At 49.9% G+C, this 23381-nt stretch carries 19 protein-coding genes; 16 read left to right on the top strand and 3 right to left on the bottom strand.

Going from position 1 to position 23381, the window contains the following annotated elements; all coding sequences use genetic code 11:
- Positions 1-79: 79 nt before the first annotated feature.
- A complete protein-coding gene (locus tag DW931_RS05605) occupies positions 80-724 on the top strand; it encodes a cyclodeaminase/cyclohydrolase family protein (RefSeq protein WP_118468430.1) in 645 nt (214 codons plus the stop codon).
- Between the two features lie 127 nt (positions 725-851).
- Positions 852-2519 carry a formate--tetrahydrofolate ligase gene (locus tag DW931_RS05600; protein WP_118468428.1) on the top strand — a complete coding sequence of 556 codons (1668 nt, stop codon included), beginning with the start codon at positions 852-854 and terminating at the stop codon, positions 2517-2519.
- A gap of 112 nt (positions 2520-2631) precedes the next feature.
- Here DW931_RS05600 and raiA read toward each other — a convergent pair whose 3' ends face one another.
- The gene (gene raiA / locus DW931_RS05595) at positions 2632-3159 is read right to left on the bottom strand and encodes a ribosome-associated translation inhibitor RaiA (protein WP_022360630.1); all 528 of its coding nucleotides are present in this window, start codon (positions 3157-3159) and stop codon (positions 2632-2634) included.
- Positions 3160-3833: 674 nt separating this feature from the next.
- Positions 3834-4676 (bottom strand): LysR family transcriptional regulator, encoded by an 843-nt coding sequence (locus tag DW931_RS05585; RefSeq protein WP_118481927.1) that lies wholly within the window; start codon positions 4674-4676, stop codon positions 3834-3836.
- Positions 4677-5055: 379 nt separating this feature from the next.
- Here DW931_RS05585 and DW931_RS05580 point away from each other — a divergent pair, with 379 nt between their 5' ends.
- The 9 genes from DW931_RS05580 to DW931_RS05540 all read left to right on the top strand — a co-directional run bounded on the left by DW931_RS05580 (position 5056) and on the right by DW931_RS05540 (position 18198).
- Positions 5056-6174 (top strand): PrpF domain-containing protein, encoded by a 1119-nt coding sequence (locus tag DW931_RS05580; RefSeq protein WP_207661056.1) that lies wholly within the window; start codon positions 5056-5058, stop codon positions 6172-6174.
- Positions 6175-6300: 126 nt separating this feature from the next.
- Positions 6301-7554, top strand: a complete 1254-nt coding sequence (locus DW931_RS05575) for an SLC13 family permease (protein WP_118468422.1) — start codon at positions 6301-6303, stop codon at positions 7552-7554.
- Positions 7555-7693: 139 nt separating this feature from the next.
- A complete protein-coding gene (locus DW931_RS05570) occupies positions 7694-8743 on the top strand; it encodes a lactonase family protein (RefSeq protein ID WP_118468420.1) in 1050 nt (349 codons plus the stop codon).
- A 97-nt stretch (positions 8744-8840) separates the two neighbouring features.
- A complete protein-coding gene (locus DW931_RS05565; RefSeq protein WP_118468419.1) occupies positions 8841-11111 on the top strand; it encodes a hydratase in 2271 nt (756 codons plus the stop codon).
- Positions 11112-11284: 173 nt separating this feature from the next.
- On the top strand, positions 11285-12070 hold the full coding sequence (locus DW931_RS05560) for an RraA family protein (protein WP_207663859.1): 786 nt from the start codon (positions 11285-11287) through the stop codon (positions 12068-12070).
- Positions 12071-12404: 334 nt separating this feature from the next.
- Positions 12405-14987 carry a preprotein translocase subunit SecA gene (gene secA, locus DW931_RS05555; protein WP_118468417.1) on the top strand — a complete coding sequence of 861 codons (2583 nt, stop codon included), beginning with the start codon at positions 12405-12407 and terminating at the stop codon, positions 14985-14987.
- 212 nt (positions 14988-15199) lie between these two features.
- Positions 15200-16327, top strand: coding sequence for a peptide chain release factor 2 (gene prfB / locus DW931_RS05550; protein ID WP_117796089.1), 1128 nt, complete (start codon positions 15200-15202; stop codon positions 16325-16327).
- 204 nt (positions 16328-16531) lie between these two features.
- The gene (locus tag DW931_RS05545; RefSeq protein WP_107001373.1) at positions 16532-16975 is read left to right on the top strand and encodes an ACT domain-containing protein; all 444 of its coding nucleotides are present in this window, start codon (positions 16532-16534) and stop codon (positions 16973-16975) included.
- A gap of 5 nt (positions 16976-16980) precedes the next feature.
- On the top strand, positions 16981-18198 hold the full coding sequence (locus tag DW931_RS05540) for a homoserine dehydrogenase (protein WP_117796088.1): 1218 nt from the start codon (positions 16981-16983) through the stop codon (positions 18196-18198).
- A 93-nt stretch (positions 18199-18291) separates the two neighbouring features.
- Here the strand turns inward: DW931_RS05540 and DW931_RS05535 are convergent, their stop codons facing one another.
- A complete protein-coding gene (locus DW931_RS05535) occupies positions 18292-18672 on the bottom strand; it encodes a hypothetical protein (protein ID WP_118468415.1) in 381 nt (126 codons plus the stop codon).
- Between the two features lie 232 nt (positions 18673-18904).
- On the opposite strand from DW931_RS05535, the gene DW931_RS05530 reads away from it, so the two are divergent.
- The 5 genes from DW931_RS05530 to rimI all read left to right on the top strand — a co-directional run bounded on the left by DW931_RS05530 (position 18905) and on the right by rimI (position 23332).
- The gene (locus tag DW931_RS05530; protein WP_118468413.1) at positions 18905-21058 is read left to right on the top strand and encodes a Tex family protein; all 2154 of its coding nucleotides are present in this window, start codon (positions 18905-18907) and stop codon (positions 21056-21058) included.
- Between the two features lie 93 nt (positions 21059-21151).
- Positions 21152-21649: a YcxB family protein gene (locus DW931_RS05525; protein ID WP_107001377.1), complete on the top strand. Its 498-nt coding sequence runs from the start codon at positions 21152-21154 to the stop codon at positions 21647-21649.
- Positions 21646-22071: a tRNA (adenosine(37)-N6)-threonylcarbamoyltransferase complex ATPase subunit type 1 TsaE gene (tsaE, locus tag DW931_RS05520; RefSeq protein WP_022360622.1), complete on the top strand. Its 426-nt coding sequence runs from the start codon at positions 21646-21648 to the stop codon at positions 22069-22071. The genes DW931_RS05525 and tsaE overlap by 4 nt, the downstream gene beginning before the upstream one ends.
- Positions 22072-22094: 23 nt before the next feature.
- Positions 22095-22844, top strand: coding sequence for a tRNA (adenosine(37)-N6)-threonylcarbamoyltransferase complex dimerization subunit type 1 TsaB (gene tsaB / locus DW931_RS05515; RefSeq protein ID WP_117796084.1), 750 nt, complete (start codon positions 22095-22097; stop codon positions 22842-22844).
- The gene (rimI, locus tag DW931_RS05510) at positions 22844-23332 is read left to right on the top strand and encodes a ribosomal protein S18-alanine N-acetyltransferase (protein WP_107001379.1); all 489 of its coding nucleotides are present in this window, start codon (positions 22844-22846) and stop codon (positions 23330-23332) included. The genes tsaB and rimI overlap by 1 nt, the downstream gene beginning before the upstream one ends.
- Positions 23333-23381: the final 49 nt, after the last annotated feature.

Raw genomic sequence — 23381 nt, 5'->3', positions numbered from 1 at the left:
AGAATTATGTCGCAGGCGACCGCGCGAGGCGCGAGAATGTGCCAAGGCACATTCTTTTTCATAAAAAAGGAGAAAAATCATGGCAGAATTAAGAGAACTTTCCGTAAACCAGTTCGTAGAAGAAACTGCTTCGAAGGCGTCTGTACCGGGCGGCGGAAGCGTGTCGGCGATGGTGGGAGCGCTGGGTGCGGCATTGATGGAAATGGTGGCAAATCTGACCATCGGAAAGGAAAAATATGCCGGGGTGCAGGAGGAAATGCAGGCGCTGGCAGCTGAGGGCGCTGCGCTGCATGAGGAGCTGCTGGCAGGGATCAAAAAGGACAGCGAATCGTTCAATGGATATATGAGAGCGCTGAAGCTTCCGAAGGAGACGGAGGAGGAGAAAAAAATCCGCACTGCCGCCCTGCAGCAGGGGTTAAAAGAGGCAACCGAAGCGCCGCTTGCGATTGCGGAGTCAGCGGCAAAGATTTTTCCGATGGCGGAAGCGGTCGTAAAGAGAGGCAATAAAGGTGCCGTTTCTGACGGTCTGATTGCGGCGATGTTAGCCCGGACAGCGGTTGTGGGTGCCCTCTTTAATGTGAAGATCAATCTGGCATCGATCAAGGACGAAAGTTATGTATCAGAACTTGAGAAAAGAGTAGAAAAACTGGAATCGGATGCAATTTTTTGTGAAAAATCAATTTTGTGTCTTTCCAAATTGTCAGACACAGTATATAATAGATAACATTCACAGCCTTTCTGGGAAATTCACAGGGGGGGATCATCTTTACAGCAGATAAAGCAGATAACATTCACTGTGTGGAAACTGACCGGAACAGGCAAAACCGCAAAAACAGGGAGGTACAGGAGTAATGATGACAGATATTGAGATTGCACAGGCAGCGAATCCACTGAAAATCGGTGAGATTGCACAGGCAGCAGGCGTAGACGAGAAGTATCTGGAGCAGTATGGAAATTATAAGGCAAAGGTAGACTACAGTCTTCTGAAGGAGACCGAGGGCAAGGATGGAAAACTGATTCTGGTGACCGCGATCAACCCGACTCCAGCCGGAGAAGGAAAGACCACGACCACGGTCGGTCTGGCAGACGGATTGAAACGTCTTGGCAAAAAGGTAACCGTAGCGCTTCGTGAGCCGTCGTTGGGACCGGTCTTTGGTGTCAAAGGTGGTGCAGCTGGCGGCGGATATGCACAGGTCATTCCAATGGAGGATATCAACCTCCATTTTACCGGTGATTTCCACGCGATCGGCGCAGCAAACAACCTGCTGGCAGCGATGCTGGACAATCATATCTATCAGGGCAATGCACTCCGCATCGATCCGAAGCGTATTACCTGGAAGCGTGTTGTCGATATGAATGACCGTCAGCTCCGCAACATCGTAGATGGTCTGGGACGCCGCGTGGATGGCGTGACCCGTGAGGACGGATATGACATCACGGTTGCCAGCGAGATCATGGCAGTTCTGTGCCTGGCACGCAATATTACGGATCTGAAAGAACGCCTTTCCAAGATTATCGTAGGTTATACCTATGACGAGGAACCGGTCACTGCCGGTGATCTGAAAGCAGCGGGCGCGATGACGGCTCTTTTAAAGGATGCCCTGAAACCAAATCTGGTACAGACCTTAGAGCATACACCGGCATTTATCCACGGCGGTCCGTTCGCGAACATCGCGCATGGATGTAACTCCGTCATTGCGACAAAGATGGCATTAAAGCTGGGTGATTACACGATCACAGAGGCTGGCTTCGGCGCCGACCTGGGTGCGGAGAAATTTCTGGATATCAAGTGCCGGATGGCAGAGCTGAAACCGTCGGCGGTCGTTGTAGTAGCGACGGTACGTGCTCTGAAGCATCACGGCGGCGTGGCGAAGGCTGACTTAAACGCAGAGAATCTGGAAGCGCTGGAGAAGGGACTTCCGAACCTGATGCAGCATGTAGAAAATATTACCAAGGTATATGGACTTCCGTGTGTCGTAGCGATCAACCGCTTCCCAATGGATACCGAGGCAGAATTAAAGCTGATCGAGGACAAGTGCCATGAGGTCGGTGTCAATGTGGCTCTGTCCGAAGTATGGGCGAAAGGCGGCGAAGGCGGCGAGGAGCTGGCAAAAGAAGTCATCCGCCTGTGCGAGACTGAGAGCAATTTCCACTACTGCTACGAGACCGATACAACCATCGAGGAGAAGCTGGATGCGATCGTGAAGAAGATCTACCACGGCGACGGCGTTGTACTCACGGATGCAGCAAAGAAACAGGCAAAACGCCTGACTGAGCTTGGATTTGCTAACTATCCGATTTGTATGGCGAAGACGCAGTACAGCTTTTCGGACAATGCGAAGCTGCTCGGCGCACCGAAGAACTTTACGGTAACTGTCCGCAACCTGAAAGTATCCGCGGGCGCAGGCTTCATCGTAGCGCTGACCGGCGATATCATGACGATGCCAGGACTTCCGAAGGTGCCGGCGGCAGAGAAGATCGATGTCGATGAGAATGGACGGATCACGGGTCTGTTTTAAGAAAAGAAATAGAATATGAATGGAACTTAACATAATGCAAAAAGGGGAACTGCCACATGGCAGCTCCCCTTTTTGCCAGGAAACTTGTCTACTTATAGTACGAAGCGATGAATTAAAATTCTGGTTCGATCAATCCGTAGGTGTTGCCTTTACGTTTGTAAACAACATTGACCTGCTCGGTTTCGGAATTCAGGAATACATAGAAGCTATGTCCTAAAAGTTCCATTTGTACACAAGCCTCTTCCGGATCCATCGGCTTCATAGCGAATTTCTTTACTTTGACGATATCTACTTCGTCGTTGGAATCATACTCTTCATTTATGAAGAGGTCAGAGAATGCAACGGCTGCCTGTTTCTTGTCTACGATTTTATTCTTATATTTTTTGAGCTGACGCTCGATGATTTCTTCTACCAAATCAATCGATACATACATATCGTTGCTTTCCTGCTCGGCACGGATGATGGTGCCTTTGACAGGGATGGTAACCTCGATCTTCTGACGATCTTTCTCAACCGTAAGTGTGATATTCACTTCGGTGTCCTGATTAAAGTATCGCTCTAACTTTCCGATCTTCTCCTCTACAGCTGCTTTTAACCCCGGGGTAACATTGATATTTCTTCCAGTAATCTTATAACGCATAATCATCGCTCCTTTTTATTGGGATGGCTATAGTATACCACTTTTGGATGTTAAATTCAACCTTTTTCGCAAAATTGTCAACACAATTAATTGGAAAACAGGTCGAAATACTGTGTCGTTTGATTTTTCACGAATTACTGTTGTTTTATAAGGGAGTTGTGCGCGGTTTGTGCGGCGGACAATGAAATATTAAAAAAGAGTCTTGCAGGATAGGGCGGAATGGGTGTGTTTTTGCAACAGAAAAAGGTCGAAAAAGCTAGGAAAAACGGGGGTTTGGAGGCAATGCGAGGGTTCTTCATTTGTCAATAGATCTGCTTGTATTTTTGGAAGAAATATGCAAGTTTATGAGATCTGAACAAAAAAGAAATCAAAATGCGCCGGGGAAAACGGGGGCTTCGTGAACAGATGGAAATTGTGGATAATGTGGATAAGTCGGTGTAAAACTCCATTTTCCCTAAAAAAGGGAGAAAATGGGTGTGCAAAACTTATCCACAAAACTGGGGACAAAATGTGGATAATGTGGACAATAAGAAAGTCGAACATATATTTTGTGCAACTTGTCTGGTTTACCATAAAGTTGGCGGGATGGCAGAAGAAAAAACGTTTTACCTGGGTAGGCAAGGAGGCGGCGTTTTACAGCAGGCACCCTGAACGGGAGCGAAGCAGGGTGGCATTTAGAGAAGTTCCAGAAACTTCTTGACCTGCGGAAGCCGATCACTGGTGGGCTGGCAGAGCAGATACGTATTGCGGACAAAGGGTGTGCCATCCTGCCAGAAAAGTGCCTCGGTGTAGCCGTCAAAATTATTCAGGCAGATGGACGGCAGGATACTCCAGCCAAGCCCATACCGCACCATTTCCTTGCAGGTATCGATGCTGTCGATCTGGAAATTCCGTCGGATGCCGGTCAGTCCACGCGCTTCGAACCAGGAGAAAAGCTGGGAATTTAAGCCGGAGTCGGTGTTGTGGCTGATGTACGGATAGTCGGTCAGAGGACGCCCTGCGTCCTCGCGGCTGCAGATCAGGCACATGGGTTCGGAGGCGAGAAGAATCTTTTTGCCGTCCCAGTTATATTCGCCGCGCAGGATGGCGAGGGAGATTTCTTCTTTGCAAAGCATCTTGTAGAGCTGGCGGCTTTGCTCGGTCGTGATATGCACCTCTACTTTGGGATAGCGGTCTGTGTAGTCCTTGAGGATTGCCGGGAGGCGGTAGTGGGCGTAGTTCAGAGAACAGCCGAGTCGCAGCGTGCCGCAGATATAGTCCTGGCTGGCGGCAGCGAGTTCTTCCATCTGCTCCATATTTTTTAGGATCGTGCGGGCGCAGGGCAGCAGGCTTTCGGCTGCCGGGGTGAGGAGCACGCCGCGCTTGGAGCGGATGAGCAGCGGACAGTGCAGTTCTTCTTTCATCTTCTGAATCCGCTTGGTGATGGCAGGCTGTGTCATATAGAGAGACTGCGCCGCCTTTGTTATATTTTTGTGCTGGTCGAGCGCCAGCAGCAGTTCATAGTCACGTTTATCCATATCGAACTCCTTATCATTCCAAATCGTTATGAAGTTTGATAAGATCATACCATTTTACAGCGGATGGGGCAATGAGTTATAGTATGTATAAGAAAAAATTAATAGTAAGTTGGTTGCTGTTCACAGGTAGGCACTTTTGGAACCGAAAGTGCCGTAAGAAAACGTGGTGGCAGCAGGAATTTGTAACTGTTCACAGGTGGGGATTTTCTGAACTGAAAATTTCGTGCGATACAGGGCAGGAGCCAAGGAAAACTCCGTTCAAAACACAGCACAAGGGCAGCTGCAGATGTGAAAGTAAAAACACAACATAGAAGCAGTGAAACAAAAAAGAAGGTTCAATGAAAATAAGCATTATAGGAGAAGGAGGAGAATTATGTACATGAAAAAATATCCATGTGTCTACATGAGAGGAGGTACCAGCAAAGCGGTATTTTTCCACGAGAAGGATCTGCCGGAGGATAAGAGTCTTTGGGATGATATTTTCCTGAAAGTCATGGGTACCCCGGATGTGAAGCAGATTGACGGCATGGGAGGAACGGTTTCTTCGACCAGCAAGATTGCGATCATTGCACCGTCCGACAAGCCGGGCGTGGATGTGGAATACACATTCCGTCAGGTGGATATCGTGATTCCGAGAGTGGACGGAAGTGCAAACTGCGGAAACATCTCATCGGCGGTTGGTCCGTTTGCGATTGATGAAGGTCTGGTTCCGGCGGTTGAGCCGATCACGGTGGTGCGTGTGTTAAATACGAACACCAATAAGATCATTGAGGAACATGTCCGCGTTGAGGATGGCCATGCGATGGTACACGGCGACGAGGTGATTCAGGGGGTTCCGGGAACAGGTTCCCGCATCGATATGTATTTTGAGGATCCGGCTGGTTCCAAGACCGGAAAGCTGTTCCCGACCGGGCAGAAAAAAGAGGTATTCGATGTACCGGGATATGGTCCGGCGGAAGTGACTGTACTTGATTGTTCGAACCCGATGGTATTTATCAAAGCATCGGATCTGGGAATTAAGGGATCCGAGCTTACGGAACTGAATCAGAATAAAGATGTGATGGAACACATCGAGCGTATCCGCGGCATGGCGGCAGTGAAATGCGGTTTCGTGGAGAACTGGGAGGACGCGCGGACGAAATCGACGTCGGCTCCGAAGGTTTCCATCGTCTCTGCTCCGCAAGACTACATCAATATGGATGGAAATGAAGTAAAAGCGGATACGATGGATCTCTGCTGCCGGGCGATCTCGGTCGGCGCACTTCACAAGGCGTACCCGATGACTGTAGCAGTCGGAACAGGCGCAGCAGCACGGATTTCAGGCACAATCGTCAATGAGATTGTCAACCCGGCGCCGGATCAGGATATTATCCGTCTGGGACATGCGAGTGGCGTGACCGAAGTGGATGTTAAGATGGACGGCGAAAAAGTCATCAAGGGCGGCGTGACACGGACGGCGAGACGTATCATGGACGGCTGGGTGTATGTGAGAGACTAATGCAAGAAATGAAAATGGAAGATAGCTGGAAAAGTAAAAAAGCAAGCTTTGCCACATTGCAATGGACGTCGTAAAAGAATAAAGGTAACCTGGCAACAAACACAAGATAGAAGAGGGAGAATGATTATGGGACTTCAGGTAGTAGCACTTGGATGCCTGATTGGGGCGATTGTACTTGGATTTGTGAAGAAAACAAATGTAGGTCTGGTCTGCTTCGGTCTGGCTTTGATACTGGGAAAAATTGGCGGCATAGGTGCGTCAGATATCTATAAAGGATTTCCATTTAAGCTGTTTGCAACCCTGCTCGGAACGATGCTGTTTTTCAGCCTCTTACAGCAGAATGGAACTCTGGAAAAGATATCGGATCGTCTAATAGGACTTTGCGGGAAACATTTATTTTTAGTACCGATTATCATTTATGTAGTTAGTTTTGGTTTATCTGCAGCCGGACCGGGCGCGATCAGCGTGCAGTCGGTTACCGTCCTTTTTGCAGTCGCATTGGCAGTACAGATGAAGGTAAGTCCGATTCTGATGGGTGTCATGGCGATTCTCGGTGCGGTCGGCGGAACGGCTTCCCCGATTGCCCTGACAGGTATTATCGTAGGTGATATGATGACAGAGATGGGAATTGAAGGTTCCATCAACAATATTTTCATCGGTGTCAGCGTCAGCAACTTTGTCTGTGCAGTTGCGATGTATATCCTTTTAGGCGGCTACAAGCTGCGCGGAAATGCAGAGAGCGGCGAGAAAAAGGTGGAGAAATTTACGCGGAATCAGTGGCTCAGCCTGATTGCTCTGGTAATCATGGTTGTGTTGGTTGTCGGCTTCTCCTATGATGTAGGACTTCTCTGCTTCACACTGGCAATGATTCTGATTTTACTTGGTACAGCAGATGAGAAAAAAGCGATCAAGGCGATTCCGTGGAGTGTTCTGATTCTGATTGCAGGCGTCAATGTCCTGATGAATATTACCCAGACAATGGGCGGCATCGACCTGCTTTCCTCCATCCTGGCATCCTTTATGACGAAGCGGACGGCTGGTTCGATCATGGGCTTTACGGCAGGCTTAATGTCCTGGTTCTCCAGTGCAAACGGCGTTGTATTCCCGACTCTGATTCCGACGGTTCCGGATATCGCATCCCAGGTGGGCGGTGCATCCGTCATGCAGATTATCACTGCAATCGTGTGCAGCGCAACCGTTGCAGGTATCAGCCCGCTTTCAACCGGCGGCAGCCTGATTCTGGCAAGCTATGCACAGGAGACGGACTGCAGCGATAAGGAGCAGCAGAAGATGTTCGGTACTCTGTTCGCGCTGTCCGCGACGGTCGTTGTGATTGTGTGTGTACTGACCTTTATCGGAGTGACAAGTTTTGTTGGATAATTGACAGAGCCAAGAGGAGAAAGCGGAAGTTCAGAAACCGGAATGCCATTTTGAATGGATTTGGTTTTGAAAATGGAACAGGCAGGTTTCTGAACAATCGTTAAGTGGAAGTTTAAGGAAAGGATAGGGAGAATCTACCATGAAACAGTTCGCATATGTAGGATGCCGCACCACCAAGGAGCGCAACGCCCGCGGCAAAGGCATCCGTATTTTTGAGATAGAAAATGGAACCTGGAAACCGGTTGGACTTTTAGAAGGTCCGGTGAATCCGTCCTATTTTTGTCTGAATGAAGCACAGGACATGCTGTATACCATTCATGGTGATTACAGCGAAGTCAGCGCTTATCGAATCCAGCCGGATGGAAATCTTGTCTACTGCAATACAGTGGGCACACACGGAACGAATCCGGTGCATCTGGTGCTTGACAGAAGCGGAAAATGGCTGTATGTGGCAAATTTACAGACCGGTGCAGTTTCATTGATTCCGGTGCTGAAGGATGGAAGTCTTGGAAAAATCAAGGAATTGTATTTCATTTCCGGTAACGGCGGTCCGGGTTATATTTCCCATCCGCATCAGACGATGCTTGATCGGAGCGGACGCTGGCTGGCAGTTCCATCCCAGGGAAGGCTTCAGGGTGTCGGAAAAATTACATTATTTGAAACAAACGGAACAGAAGGAACACTGAGAGAGCATTTTGCCATCAAGGGACGCACAGGGGCAGAGCCGAGACACTGCGTATTTGCACCGAGCAATCGTTTCTGCTATTGCGTGAATGAGAAAGACAGCACGGTAGCGGCGTACCGGTTTGATGAGAACGAGGGAACGCTGGAGCCGATGCAGATTTTGACGAGTCTGCCGGAGGACTATGCCGGAGACGGCTGGGCGAGCGCTATCGATATGGATGCAGAGGGAACGACCCTGTACGTATCGAACCGCAAGCATGACAGCGTGAGCGTGTACCATCTGTACGCTGAGACAGGCCGGATGAGCTGGATGCAGAACATTAAGACCGGCGGTGAACAGCCAAGATTTCTGACTGTCAGTCCGGATGGAGAGTGGGTTGTTGCAGCCAATGAGGTAACAGACACCATTGTATGCTTCAAGAGAAATGAGAATGGAAGTTTACAGGAAAATCCGGTGGTAGTAGAAACGGAGAGCCCAGTCTGCATAGTATTTAAGACCCGGTAGAGAAAAAAACGAGATATTTTTGAATTGAAAAGCCGATTTTTAGCAGAAAAATGAGAATGATTCGATTGGCACGAATCGTAACGAAAGGAGTACATATATGGTAACCTTACATGAGGGAAAACAATTCATTATAAATAACGATCACATTGCAAGTGCAGAGGAAGCTGCAAAGCTTTCTGAAGAAGCAGCAAAGAAAGAAACACTGACCTGGCAGGTGCTTTCAAAACACAATCACTCAGACAATATGGAACATCTGGAAATCCAGTTTGATTCTATGGGTGTGTATGACAATACCTACGTCGGCATTCTCCAGACAGCTTACGCAAGCGGTCTGAAAGAGTTCCCGATGCCGTGTGTATTTACAAACTGCCATAACTGTCTGTGTGCAGTCGGAGGTACTATTAACACCGATGTCCACAAATATGCAGAATCTGCCTGCCGCAAATCCGGTGGTATCTTCGTTCCGCCGCATGAGGCAGTCATCCATCAGTACATGCGTGAGATGATCGTTAACTCCGGCGATATGTCGATTGTATCCGATTCCCACACCCGTTATGGTACACAGGGTTCTGTCTCTATCGGCGAAGGCGGTCCGGAGCTTGCAAAGGCAATGCTGGGAAAATACTATGAGATCGACTATCCGGGTGTGATTGCCGTTCTTTTAACCGGTACCCCGAAGCCGTGGGTTGGTCCGATGGATGTGGCTTTGAGCATCATCGGCAAGGTATTTAAGAATAATTTTGTGAAGAATAAAGTCCTTGAGTTCATTGGACCGGGCGTACACAGCCTCTCAATGGATTTCAGAAACGGTATTGATACGATGACAACCGAGTCTGCCTGTCTGTCTTCTGTGTGGGCGACGGATGATAAGGTAAAAGAGTATTTTGAGATTCACAAGCGTCCGCAGGGCTTCAAGGAGATGGTTCCGGGCAATGTAGCACTCTATGACGGCGTAGTAGAGGTAAATCTGGATACGATCGTTCCGATGATTGCGCTTCCGTTCCATCCAAGCAATGCATATCCGCTGGCAGATGTCATCGCTGAACCGGAGAAATATTTAAAGATGGTAGAAAAAGAGGCAGAGCGTGTTTTCGAGAATAACAAGGATATTCATCTGGATCTCTGCTCCAAGATTCATGACGGCAAGATCAAGGTTGATCAGGCGGCGATCGCAGGCTGTGCAGCCGGTTCCTTCGAAAATATCTATGCGGTTGACCAGATCGCGAAGAAGATGGACAAAGGACTGGGAACCTTCCCATTCAATATTTATCCGGCATCTCAGCCGATTATGTATGAGTTAAACAAAATCGGTGTCTTAAATGACCTGATGGGATATGGGGTGCGTGTGAAGACAGCATTCTGCGGACCGTGCTTCGGCGCATCGGATGCACCTGGAAACAATGATTTCTGTATCCGTCATAGCACTCGTAACTTCCCGAACCGTGAGGGAAGCAACCCGGCAACCGGTCAGATCGCATCGGTTGCACTGATGGATTCCAAGTCAATCGCGGCAACTGCATTTAATGGCGGCTATTTAACCTCTGCAGAGAACTGCCCGGTTGTATTTGAAACACCATCCTATGAATTCAATGAGCACATTTACGAGAACATTGTATACAATGGATTTGGAAAAGCAAAACCGGAGACAGAGATCGTTTATGGACCGTCCATCAAGGACTGGCCGGAGATGGAGCCGTTAAAAGAAAATCTGTTATTACAGGTAGCCAGCGTAATCCGTGACGAAGTGACAACCACAGACGAACTGATTCCGTCCGGTGAGACAGCCTCCTATCGTTCTAATCCGTACAAGATTTCAGAATTTACCCTGATTCGTAAGGATCCGAAGTATGTTGGCCGTGCGAAAGCGGCACAGGAGTATGAGAAAGCTCGTCTGGCTGGTGACAGCGCTAAGGCTGGTGAATTTTATCAGGTACTGCAGGCAGCTGGCGTTACAACATCGCTTGAGGAGCTGATGCAGACAACCGGTATTGGTTCCGTACTGTATGCAAAACGTCCGGGTGATGGTTCAGCTCGCGAGTATGCAGCAAGCTGTCAGAAGGTGCTTGGCGGTCTGGCTGACATCTGTATCGAGTACGCAACCAAGCGTTACCGCAGCAACTGCGTCAACTGGGGTATCCTGCCATTTACCTGCGATGAGGCGGAAATTAATCTGGAAGCTGGCGAGTATGTATATCTGCCGGGTATCCGTGAAGCAGTTGAAAAGGGTGCAAAGGAATTTGAAGCAACTGTTATCGGAACAGACGGCAGCAGCCGGAAGCTTATGCTGGATCTCAAGGATGTGACCGAGGCGGAGAAGGAAGTTCTGCTGGCGGGAAGCTTGATTAACTTTTATAAAAACACAAAATAAAAATGGGAAGCGGGCGGTTGCTTGTGAGTATTGTGAGTAGACGCTGAATCCTGTCTGTACGCCCGGAATCCCGGATGCCCGATGGGGAGGGGACTGCGGGCGTATAATCAGTCGTGAAAGATTGAAACAGCCAAAACGTGAGAAATAGTTTAAAAGAAAGGGAAAGAGAGTCTATGAATATAGAAGAAATGCAGACGCAGAGAGACGCTGATTATGAAACATATAAGGCAGAAGGGCGCATCTGGGGAATAGTTCCGCGCGAAAAGATTGTGCAGATTCAGATTCCACGTACCAGCAAAGAGGTGATTGACCGCTACTATGCGCTGGAAGATATGAGTACGGCTGTATCGGACATTCTGGATACTTACGGCATTCACGGTGCTGTTCCAAACACCTGCTTAAAGCCAGTCAAGGCAGGCTCACGCCTGGTGGGAACAGCTGTCACGGTCCGCAGCATCCCGTCCCGCAAGACGGCGACGCAGGGACAGCGAGACAAAGATAAGATTTTGATGTCCACGAAGGATATTTTCTACCTGGGCGAGGCGGGCGATGTGCTGGTGTCGGATTTCGGAGGCAATCTGGAGTATTCCAATATCGGTGGCCAGAGCTGCCATCTGGCGAAAGTACGTGGATTTGCAGGCTGCATCGCTTATGGAAGCTGCCGCGATACGGAGGAGATCAGCCGGATGGATTTCCCGGTATTCTCCTGCGGCGTGACGCCGATGACCGGAAAATACCGCATGGAGTGTGCAGAAGTGAACGGACCGGTCAGCCTCTGCGGCTGCCTTGTCATGCCGGGCGATCTGATCGTGGCAGACGGCTCCGGTGTCTGCATCGTTCCGAATGAGCTTGTCGAGGAAGTGCTTGAAAAAGCGGAGAAGTCCGCGGCAAAAGAAGAAGAATTTTCCCGGATTCTGGAAGCAGGCGGGGGAATTGAGGAGCTGAAAAAAGCAAAATAATAAATAGGTATTTTCAGGGATATATTTCATAGAAACAGGGATTTGTTTACCATGCTGAAAGCGAGGTAAGCAGGTCCCTTTGTTCATGTATGGAGGATCTTGTTTTATGGCTGGGATTTTCCGGGTACGGCAGGTTCGGGTTATCTCAGCCGGGCGCGTGCGCAGCGTAAATGTAAAAAAATAATGAAATCATTGAATAAAATTCCCGTTAGTGTTAAAATAAATAAGATTGTATAACTATGCCTATATGATCTTTATGTATTAAAACATATCATTTATGATGGAATGAAATAAAATAACTAGATTTAGAATGTAAGAAATAGGAGAGAAAAGCATGAATCTGATAGAGAAAGTGTTTGGTACCCACAGCGAACGTGAGCTGAAGCTGATCCGCCCGATCGTGGATAAGATTCTAGGTATGCGCGAGCAGATGACTGCCTTATCGGATGACGAACTGCGCGACAATACGCGCAAGTTCAAAGAGCGCCTTGCGAACGGCGAGACGCTGGACGACCTTCTGCCGGAGGCATTTGCAACCGTGCGTGAGGCGGCGAGACGAGTATTAAATATGGAGCATTACCCGGTTCAGCTGATTGGTGGTATCGTCCTGCATCAGGGACGTATCGCAGAGATGCGTACTGGTGAGGGTAAAACCTTGGTTTCCACCGCACCGGCGTACTTAAATGCGCTGGCTGGAAAGGGTGTATTCATCGTTACCGTCAACGACTATCTGGCAAAACGAGATGCAGAGTGGATGGGCGAGGTTCACAGATTCCTCGGTCTGACGGTCGGCGTGGTTTTAAATTCAATGAATTCCGACGAGCGCCGGGAAGCTTACAACTGTGATATTACCTACGTTACCAACAATGAGCTTGGTTTCGATTACCTGCGTGACAACATGGCGATCTACAAAGAGCAGATGGTTATGCGGAATCTGGACTATGCGATCATCGATGAGGTCGATTCCGTCCTGATCGATGAGGCGAGAACCCCGCTTATCATTTCCGGACAGAGCGGCAAGTCCACGAAGCTCTATGAGGTGTGCGATATTCTGGCACGTCAGTTGGAAAAGGGCGAGGAATCAGCAGAATTTTCCAAGATGGCAGCCATCATGGGCGAGGAGATCGAGGAGACAGGCGATTTCGTAGTCAATGAGAAAGATAAAGTAGTCAACCTGACCGAGGCTGGTGTGAAGAAGGTCGAAGATTTCTTCCACATCGAAAACCTGGCGGATCCGGAGAACCTGGAGATCCAGCACAACATCATTCTGGCACTGCGTGCCAACTACCTGATGTTCCGCGATAAAGACTACGTGGTAAAAGATGACGAGGTTCTGATTGTCGATGAGTTTACCGGACGTATCATGCCGGGACGCCGTTATTCCGATGGTCTCCATCAGGCGATTGAGGCAAAAGAACATGTACATGTGCGTCGTGAGAGCCGCACACTGGCTACCATTACGTTCCAGAACTTCTTTAATAAGTTCAATAAGAAAGCAGGTATGACCGGTACGGCACAGACTGAGGAGAAGGAGTTCCGTAACATTTACCAGATGGACGTTATCTCCATCCCGACGAACCGCCCGGTACAGCGTATTGATTACGAGGATGCGGTTTATAAGACGAAAAAAGAGAAATTCCATGCGGTTGTCGAGGAAGTGGCAGCAGCCCATGAAAAGGGACAGCCGGTTCTGGTTGGTACCATTACGATCGAGACTTCCGAGCTTCTGAGCAAGATGCTGACAAGACGCGGCATTCCGCATAAGGTATTAAATGCGAAGTTCCATGAGCTGGAGGCTGAGATCGTAGCAGATGCAGGTATCCACGGTGCCGTTACGATCGCGACTAATATGGCAGGTCGTGGTACGGATATCAAGCTGGATGAGATTTCCAGAGAACTGGGCGGCTTAAAGATTATCGGTACAGAGCGTCATGAGTCCAGACGTATTGATAACCAGCTGCGCGGTCGTGCCGGACGTCAGGGCGATCCGGGTGAATCACGTTTCTATTTGTCTCTGGAAGATGATCTGATGCGCCTCTTTGGTTCTGAGCGTCTGATGAATATGTTCAACGCCATGGGCGTACCGGAGAATGAGCAGATCGAGCACAAGATGCTTTCCAAGGCGATCGAGAAGGCACAGATGAAGATCGAGACCAACAACTACGGTATCCGCGAGAACCTGTTAAAATACGACGAGGTTATGAACGAGCAGCGTGAGGCAATCTACGCAGAGCGCCGCCGTGTACTGGATGGCGAGAATATGCGTTCCGTTATCATGAAGATGATCACGGATATCGTAGAAAACGCCGTAGATATGTCCATCTCTGATGAGCAGGAACCGGCTGAGTGGGATTTGTCCGAGTTAAATTCCCTGCTGCTTCCGGTTATCCCGTTAGAGCCGATTCAGCTGGCGGAAGATCAGCAGCATATGAAGAAAAATGAGCTGAAACATATGCTCAAAGAGGCGGCAACGAAGCTTTATGAGACACGCGAGGCAGAGTTTACAAGCGCGGAACAGGTACGCGAGATGGAGCGCGTGATCCTTCTGAAAGTGGTTGATGCAAAGTGGATGGCTCATATCGACGATATGGATCAGCTGCGCGAAGGCATCGGTCTGCAGGCGTATGGTCAGAGAGACCCGCTGGTTGAGTATAAGATGAGCGGCTATGAGATGTTCGACAGCATGACGGCAGCGATCCGTGAGGATACCGTCCGTATTCTGTTCCACATCCGTGCAGAGCAGAAGGTCGAGCGTGAACCGGCTGCCAAGGTAACGGGAACCAACCGTGACGACAGCACCGTGCAGGCACCGAAGAAGCGTGAGGAGAAGAAGATTTACCCGAACGATCCGTGCCCATGCGGTTCCGGCAAGAAGTACAAACAGTGCTGTGGACGGAAGCTGTACGCGAAGAATTAATAGATGAAAGAAGGCAGGCTGCTGTGATTTTGCAGCAGTCTGTGCAGAAAATTCCCGAAACTATGGCGAAATACCTGGTTCCGGGAATTTTTCCAAATATAAAAAAGAGTTACGGTCTATATGTGTGTGATCCGTAACAAAATATAACTGAAAGAATGCTGAACCGTTGAGAAAAATGGCAGCAGATAGATGAGAATGGAGAAGGTGAGAGCATGGTTGAATTAGATCAGTTTAAGTATACGTTATCAACCTACGATGAGACGCTGAAAGAGGTCAAGGATTCCCTGGATCTGGAAAATAAGGAGCGCCGCATCACGGAGCTTGACAAATCAATGGAAGAACCGGGCTTCTGGGATGATCCGGAGCGCTCGACCAAGACGGTCCGTGAGGCGAAAAATCTCAAAGATACCGTGGATGGCTACAAGCACCTTGAACAGCAGTATGAGGATATCCAGGTCATGATTGAGATGGGCTATGAGGAAAATGACCCGGCGATGATTCCGGAGATTCAGGAGATGTTAGATGAGTTCGTCAAAGAGCTGGAAGAACTCCGCACAAAGACACTCCTGTCCGGCGAGTACGACGGCTGCAACGCGATCCTCAAGCTGAACGCGGGCGCGGGTGGTACCGAGGCGATGGACTGGTGCAGTATGCTGTATCGTATGTACCAGCGCTGGGCGGACAAAAAGGGCTTTACGACCGAGGTGCTTGATTTCCTGGATGGCGACGAGGCGGGACTTAAGTCCATCACACTGCAGGTCAACGGCGAAAATGCCTACGGCTACCTGAAATCGGAGAAAGGTGTCCATCGTCTGGTCCGTATTTCCCCGTTCAACGCGGCTGGCAAGCGTCAGACCTCGTTCGTTTCCTGTGATGTCATGCCGGATATTGAAGAAGATCTGGATGTGGAGATTAATCCGGACGATCTGCGGATCGATACCTATCGCTCGAGTGGTGCCGGTGGACAGCATATCAACAAGACGTCCTCCGCGATCCGTATCACGCATCTGCCGACCGGTATCGTCGTACAGTGCCAGAATGAGCGTTCCCAGTTCCAGAACAAGGACAAGGCGATGCAGATGTTAAAGGCAAAGCTGTACCTGCTCAAACAACAGGAAAATGCCGAGAAGTTGTCCGACATCCGCGGCGATGTCAAGGACATCAACTTCGGAAATCAGATTCGTTCCTACGTTATGCAGCCGTACACGCTCGTCAAGGATCACCGGACAAACGCGGAAAACGGCAATGTGAACGCGGTGATGGACGGTGATATTGATCTGTTTATCAGTGCGTATTTAAAGTGGATCAGCCTGAAAAACCAGAAGACAGAAGAAGCATAAAAGAAGATAAAACAGCCTGGATTGGCGGCACAAAAGTTTGACGGAGAAGAAAGCGCTCTGTCGAGTGCCGTCAGTTTGGGCTGTTTTTTTACAGATACAATTCGACTATAATGAAAGAAATAGATTGCAGAGTGTCAATAAATGTGATAATATCTTTCTGGTAAACACAAATGTATTTCTGGTGCGTACACAAGCGGAGATGGAATGGAAGAAAAAACAAAGTATTATCTGTTAAAGCAGAAAGCAGTGCCGGAAGTCCTTTTGAAGGTGGCGGAAGCGAAGAAGCTCATTGCGTCGGAAAAGGCGATGACGATTCAGGAGGCGACCGACCAGCTTGGGATCAGCCGGAGTTCCTTTTATAAGTATAAGGACGATATTTTTCCATTTTACGACAACGCCAAGGGCAAAACGATTACCATGGTGCTGCAGATGGATGATGAACAGGGACTTTTATCGGATCTTCTTCATATCGTAGCGATTTACAAGGCAAATATTCTGACGATTCATCAGAGTATTCCGGTCAACAATGTGGCGACGCTGACACTCAGCGTGGAAGTCCGTTCGGATACCGGAAATATATCGCATATGGTCGAAGAGATGGAAGAAAATTCGGGAGTACACAACGTAAAAATTATAGCCAGGGAGTAAAGATTATGATTCAGGTAGCAGTGATGGGCTATGGAACAATTGGTTCCGGAGTCGTAGAAGTATTAGAAACCAACAAAGACAAAATCACAGAAAAAACCGGCAAAGAGATTGCAGTAAAATATATTCTGGATCTGCGTGAATTTCCGGGTGATCCGCACGAAGCGCAGATTGTTCATGATTTTGAGATCATTGAAAAAGACGAAGACGTAGAGATCGTTGTAGAGGCGATGGGCGGCGTCAATCCGGCATACAAGTTTGCAAAAGCGTGCCTGTTAGCCGGTAAGCACGTTGTGACCTCCAACAAGGCACTTGTAGCGGCACACGGCACCGAGCTTCTGGCGATTGCACGCGAGAAGAACTTAAACTTCCTCTTCGAAGCCAGCGTAGGCGGCGGCATCCCGCTTCTGCGTCCGCTGACCCAGTCTCTTGCAGGCGAGAAGATCGAGGAAATCAGCGGTATCTTAAACGGTACAACCAACTACATCCTTACCAAGATGGCAAGAGAAGGTCAGACCTTTGAGGAAGCCCTGAAGAAAGCGCAGGAACTCGGATATGCAGAGCGCAACCCGGAGGCAGACGTAGAAGGCTACGATACCTGCCGCAAGATCACGATTCTTACCTCACTGGCAACTGGAAAAGAAGTAAATTACGAAGATGTGCCGACCGAGGGCATCACAAAGATTACCGATACTGATTTCAAATATGCGGCAAAGCTGGGAACTTCGATTAAACTGTTTGGAACCAGCCGCATGGAAGGCAATAAAGCCAGCGTCTATGTATGCCCGATGATGATCGGACCGGATCATCCGCTCTTTGCAGTCAATGACGTATACAATGCAGTCATGGTTCGCGGCAATACACTTGGAACCGTCATGTTCTACGGCAGCGGCGCCGGAAAACTCCCGACCGCCAGCGCAGTCGTCAGCGACATCGTAGAGATCGCCGGACACATGGAAGACAACATCCCGACCGGCTGGACCGACGAAAAACAGCCAGTTGCACCGATGGGCGAAGTAACCTTCAGCTACTTCCTCCGACTGGCAGGCAAATCAGCCGACAAACTTGCCGATGTGCGTGCAGCCTTCGGTGAAGCAGAAACCATCGAACTCCCGGAGATGGACGAATTTGCGGTCATAACCGGAGAAATGACCGAAGCACGCTTCCGGAAACTGGCAGCGGCATTCGAGGAAGATATCCGCCAGACGATTCGCTATACAAAATAGGATATAAAGTAAAAAGCACGCCAAAGTCATTCATGACGCGGTGTGCTTTTTAACGCAAGAAATACACAGAAAAAGGTCCTCTTGCCAATCATTTTATTGTAACGGACCAATCAAACTCTCATACAACTCCATTGCCTGATCAAAAAACGGCGCATATTGCGGATCCGTAATCATATGGTACACCTGGATCAGGCAGAAAAACTCAACTACTCCAAAGATGGTAGACATAACTCCCAGTATCAGCCCGACCACTGCGCTGCCGCGCCGCGGCTGTCCTTCCTCCTTGGATAGGACAAACAGTACATTCGCCGACATTCCGAGCAGAATCGCGGCGGAAAAACTCAAAAACAGGGAGAAAAATGCGAAGATGCCGCACATCATTGACATCGTGGCATAGCGGCGCGAACGATTGCTCCGGGTTTCATTTGTATCTGAATGTTCCTTCGGAGAAGGTGTTTCATCGTAATAACTCATCGTATATCTAATCCTTTCATAACTGTGAAAAAAGAAAACAGCTACATCCTTTTCTGAAAATTAGAGACAGCCGCCAAATAGGGCAAAACAAAATCTATGCCAATCCGGCAGATTGAATCCGATAAAAGTGTATCATGAATAAAGCTGCTTGTCCAGTTAGGCATTGACTTGCGAAATATGCGCTGGAATGGTATGATTAAACAGCGCATTGATATTGAAGGAGAGTTTTTGCATGGATATTATACAGGCATTAAAAGAAGAGCTTCAGATAGGGAAAAATCAGGTCGAAGCGGCGGTCAAACTGATCGATGAGGGAAACACGATCCCGTTCATCGCGCGTTATCGCAAGGAGGCAACCGGTTCCCTGAACGATGAGGTGCTGCGCCAGTTAGATGAGCGTCTGCGCTATCTCCGGAATCTGGAGGATAAAAAGGAGCAGGTGATCGGGGCGATCCGCGCCCAGGAGAAGCTGACGCCGGCGCTGGAAAAACAGATCCGCGAGGCTGCGACGCTGGTGGCAGTGGAAGATCTGTATCTTCCGTACCGCCCGAAACGTCGTACCCGTGCCGGAATTGCCCGTGAAAAAGGGCTGGAACCGTTAGCGGTCTGGATTTACAAGCAGGAAGCGGGCGGCAGCCTGGAGGCGGAAGCGGCGAAGTATGTGTCGGAAGAAAAGGGCGTTGCAGATGTTTCAGAGGCAATAGAAGGAGCGCGTGATATTCTGGCTGAACGGATCAGCGAGATGGCAAAGTACCGCAACTACGCACGTAAAAAGACGATGCAGGACGGTCTTTTGGAGGCGTCCGCGAAGGATGAGAAGGTACAGTCGGTGTACGAGATGTATTATCATTTTTCCGAACCAGTCAAAAAGCTGGCGGGACACCGCGTGCTGGCGATCAACCGCGGTGAGAAAGAGAAGATTCTGAGCGTGAAGCTTATAGCGCCGGAGGAGCAGATTGTCCGGTATATGGAGAAACAGCTGATTATCCGCCCGGATGGGGATGCGGCGCGCGCGATGGAAGAGGTCATTTTAGACAGCTACCGCCGCCTGATCGGACCGGCCATCGAGCGCGAGATCCGCACGGGGCTGACAGAAACGGCAGAGAGCGGCGCGATTCAGGTATTTGGCAAGAATCTGGAACAGCTCCTGATGCAGCCGCCGATTGCAGGATGCGTGGTGCTCGGCTGGGATCCGGCATTCCGGACGGGCTGCAAGCTGGCAGTTGTGGATGAGACGGGAAAGGTGCTCGATACGACGGTCATTTATCCGACCGCACCGCAGAACCGCGTGGAAGAGTCGAAGGAGATCGTGAAAAAGCTGATCCGCAAGTACGGCATTTCCCTGATCTCAGTGGGAAATGGTACGGCAAGCCGTGAATCTGAGCAGATCATCGTGGAACTCTTAAAAGAAATTCCGGAGAAAGTCCAGTATGTCATCGTCAATGAGGCGGGCGCGTCGGTTTATTCGGCGAGTAAGCTGGCGACGGAGGAATTTCCGCAGTTTGACGTCGGACAGAGAAGTGCGGCATCGATCGCGAGACGCCTGCAGGATCCGCTGGCGGAGCTGGTAAAAATTGATCCGAAATCCATTGGAGTCGGTCAGTACCAGCATGATATGAACCAGAAAAATTTAAGCGAGGCGCTGCAGGGCGTGGTGGAAACGTGCGTAAATAAGGTCGGCGTGGATCTGAATACGGCATCGGCGCCGCTGCTCGCCTATATTTCCGGCATTAACAAGACGATTGCGAAAAATATCGTGGCATATCGGGAGGAGAATGGCGCATTTTCAACGCGCCGTGAGCTTTTGAAGGTGGCGAAGCTGGGACCGAAGGCGTATGAACAGTGCGCCGGATTTATGCGGATCCAGGGCGGCAAGAATCCGCTCGATGCGACGAGTGTGCACCCGGAGAGCTATAAAGCAGCGGAGGCACTTTTAAAGCAGCTTGGACATGATCCGAAGGAGATCGCGGCGGGCGGCATCCGCAATATCCGCAAGGAGATCGCGGATACGGCAAAGCTGGCAAAAGAGCTTTCGATCGGCGAGCCGACCTTACTCGATATCGTGAGCGAGTTGGAAAAACCGGCGCGCGACCCGCGTGAGGAGATGCCGAAGCCGATTCTCCGCACGGATGTGCTGGAAATGAAGGATTTGAAGCCGGGCATGATTTTAAAAGGAACCGTGCGGAATGTCATTGATTTCGGTGCGTTTGTGGATATCGGCGTGCATCAGGATGGTCTGGTTCACGTGTCCCAGATGACAGACCGCTATATCAAGCATCCGCTGGAGGCGGTCAGCGTCGGGGATATCGTGGAGGTCAAGGTGCTGGCGGTTGATGTGGCGAAGAAGCGCATTTCGCTGACGATGAAAATCCGGGAGACGAAGTAAACCACGGCAGATTCAGCCGTTGGTTATAGGATGCAGGAGCGCTGACTGGAATGGGGCGGCGGATAAGGCATAGAAAATTAGGGAGAAGATAAAATGGACTTACGTGTAAAAATACAGCCAAAAGAGATTTTTATTTATTCGATGTACAATTTCTGGGCGGGACTGCGTGGAATCGGATGCATCATACTGACGGTGCTCGTTATTATTGCAGCGGCAGCCAGCGAGGAACGTCTGGGAACGCAGGTGACGAATCTGGTGATTCTGGGAGTGATTGCCTTGACAGGCTTTCAGATTTTTGCAATCTGGAAACAGGCAGAGCGCACCGCCCGGGATGCGAAAACGGGAGCTGAGATTGTATTTCACATTGGAGACGAGGGCATCCGTGCCCGCCAGGCGAACGGCAAGGGTGAGATCAGCTGGGATAAGCTGGTAAAAGTGAAAAAGATCGCGGGAATATATGTGCTTTACCTGGGTCGAGACAAGGCGTACCTGATGCCGAAGCGCGTGTTCAGAGGTTCGGAGGAGCAGATTTTTCTCAGTATGCTTACAAGAAATCTGCCGCAGGAAAAGAGAAGAGGAATTCGAGCATGATGATAGAAACAAACAGCCCGGAAGAGACGTATGCGTTTGGAAAAAAGCTTGGAATGGAAGCGCAGGCAGGGCAGGTGTATTGTTTGAATGGTGATCTGGGCGTGGGAAAGACGGTCTTTACGCAGGGGTTTGCCGCGGGACTTGGAATTCAGGAACCGGTCAACAGCCCGACTTTCACGATCGTGCAGGAGTACGACGATGGGCGCCTGCCGCTCTACCATTTTGATGTATATCGTCTCGGCGATGTGGACGAGATGGATGAGATTGGCTATGAGGACTATTTCTACGGCGAGGGCATCTGCCTGATCGAATGGTCGGAGCGCATCCGCGAGATCCTGCCGGAACATCCGATCCAGATCACAATTGAAAAAGATCTGGAAAAGGGCTTTGATTACCGGAAAATTTCAGTAAACGAGCAGTAGCCGGCGACAGGAGGAAAGAGAAAATGAGAATTTTGGGAATCGAAAGCGCATCCCTGGTGGCATCGGTTGCTATTGTTACGGATGATGTGATCACGGCGGAATATACGGTGAATCTGAAAAAAACGCATTCGCAGACACTTCTTCCGATGATTGATGAGATTGTGAAAATGCTGGAGGTGCCGTTGGAAAGCATCGATGCAATCGCAGTATCCGGCGGTCCGGGCTCTTTTACGGGGCTTCGGATTGGCTCTGCGACAGCGAAAGGACTGGGACTGGCGCTTGGGAAGCCGCTGATCCATGTGCCGACGATGGATGCGATGGGATATTGTCTGTACGGGGCTTCGGCGCTCATCTGCCCGATGCTGGATGCGAGACGGCAGCAGGTGTACACGGGGCTCTATCGGTATGAAGAGAAGTTCGAGATTGTGAAAGAACAGTGCATTACGGATATCCATGCGTTGATTGCCGAGTTAAATGAGCGCGGCGAGCGCGTGATTTTCCTGGGGGACGGTGTGCCGGTCAACCGGGCGGTGATCGAGGAAGAGATGAAGGTGCCGTATTCGTTTGCACCGGCACAGGCGAGCCGTCAGCGAGCTTCGGCGGTGGCAGCGCTTGGCGCAGTGTATCTGGCAGAGGGAAAGACCGAGACGGCAGCCGAGCATAAGCCGGATTATCTGCGGAAATCGCAGGCGGAGCGCGAGCGCGAGGTCGCAGAGCGTCAGGGCGAGATGGATAAGCTGGCAGCCGGTATTGTGGTCGTGGAGAAGAAATAATGGCGGCAGGAACGGGAACGCAAAAAGAGCTTTGTGTTCAGATAGTGGATTTACAGCCGGGGGATCTTCCTGCGGTCCGGGCACTGGAACTGGAATGCTTTTCGGATGCATGGTCGGAGAAGCTTTTACAGGATCTGCTGACGAGCAGCTGGGATAAAGCCTGGGTGCTGAAAGAGGATGAAACCGTCTGTGGCTACAGCAATTTCCGCGTCATTGCCGGGGAAGGCGAGCTGATGCGGATCGCGGTTCACGGCGCGTGCCGGGGGCGCGGCTATGGGCGGCTTCTGATGGAACGGCTGTTAAGGGAAGCAGAGGAAGAAAACGTCGAGGATATCACCTTGGAGGTGCGTGCATCCAATGCCCCGGCGATTGCGCTGTATGAGGCGTATGGCTTTCAGAAAGAGGCGGTTCGGAAGAATTATTACAGCGGGCCGACGGAAGATGCGCTGATTTATTGGAAAAGAAGCGGAAAAAGCATTGACAGATGAAATGGAAATGAGTATACTGTTTAACAGATAAAAGCGTAACACTTTACAG

The sequence above is a fragment of the Clostridium sp. AM43-3BH genome, assembly GCF_003479985.1.
Taxonomy (GTDB): domain Bacteria; phylum Bacillota; class Clostridia; order Lachnospirales; family Lachnospiraceae; genus Otoolea; species Otoolea fessa.
The sequence above is the reverse complement of the archived record's forward strand: the minus strand, read 5'-3'. Positions and strand labels throughout refer to the sequence as shown.

Bases quoted from the DNA above. Each gene is read 5' to 3' on its own strand.
- DW931_RS05605 (WP_118468430.1), top strand. From the start codon at position 80: ATGGCAGAATTAAGAGAACTTTCCGTAAACCAGTTCGTAGAAGAAACT.
- DW931_RS05600 (WP_118468428.1), top strand. From the start codon at position 852: ATGATGACAGATATTGAGATTGCACAGGCAGCGAATCCACTGAAAATC.
- raiA (WP_022360630.1), bottom strand. From the start codon at position 3,159: ATGCGTTATAAGATTACTGGAAGAAATATCAATGTTACCCCGGGGTTA.
- DW931_RS05585 (WP_118481927.1), bottom strand. From the start codon at position 4,676: ATGGATAAACGTGACTATGAACTGCTGCTGGCGCTCGACCAGCACAAA.
- DW931_RS05580 (WP_207661056.1), top strand. From the start codon at position 5,056: ATGAAAAAATATCCATGTGTCTACATGAGAGGAGGTACCAGCAAAGCG.
- DW931_RS05575 (WP_118468422.1), top strand. From the start codon at position 6,301: ATGGGACTTCAGGTAGTAGCACTTGGATGCCTGATTGGGGCGATTGTA.
- DW931_RS05570 (WP_118468420.1), top strand. From the start codon at position 7,694: ATGAAACAGTTCGCATATGTAGGATGCCGCACCACCAAGGAGCGCAAC.
- DW931_RS05565 (WP_118468419.1), top strand. From the start codon at position 8,841: ATGGTAACCTTACATGAGGGAAAACAATTCATTATAAATAACGATCAC.
- DW931_RS05560 (WP_207663859.1), top strand. From the start codon at position 11,285: ATGAATATAGAAGAAATGCAGACGCAGAGAGACGCTGATTATGAAACA.
- secA (WP_118468417.1), top strand. From the start codon at position 12,405: ATGAATCTGATAGAGAAAGTGTTTGGTACCCACAGCGAACGTGAGCTG.
- prfB (WP_117796089.1), top strand. From the start codon at position 15,200: ATGGTTGAATTAGATCAGTTTAAGTATACGTTATCAACCTACGATGAG.
- DW931_RS05545 (WP_107001373.1), top strand. From the start codon at position 16,532: ATGGAAGAAAAAACAAAGTATTATCTGTTAAAGCAGAAAGCAGTGCCG.
- DW931_RS05540 (WP_117796088.1), top strand. From the start codon at position 16,981: ATGATTCAGGTAGCAGTGATGGGCTATGGAACAATTGGTTCCGGAGTC.
- DW931_RS05535 (WP_118468415.1), bottom strand. From the start codon at position 18,672: ATGAGTTATTACGATGAAACACCTTCTCCGAAGGAACATTCAGATACA.
- DW931_RS05530 (WP_118468413.1), top strand. From the start codon at position 18,905: ATGGATATTATACAGGCATTAAAAGAAGAGCTTCAGATAGGGAAAAAT.
- DW931_RS05525 (WP_107001377.1), top strand. From the start codon at position 21,152: ATGGACTTACGTGTAAAAATACAGCCAAAAGAGATTTTTATTTATTCG.
- tsaE (WP_022360622.1), top strand. From the start codon at position 21,646: ATGATGATAGAAACAAACAGCCCGGAAGAGACGTATGCGTTTGGAAAA.
- tsaB (WP_117796084.1), top strand. From the start codon at position 22,095: ATGAGAATTTTGGGAATCGAAAGCGCATCCCTGGTGGCATCGGTTGCT.
- rimI (WP_107001379.1), top strand. From the start codon at position 22,844: ATGGCGGCAGGAACGGGAACGCAAAAAGAGCTTTGTGTTCAGATAGTG.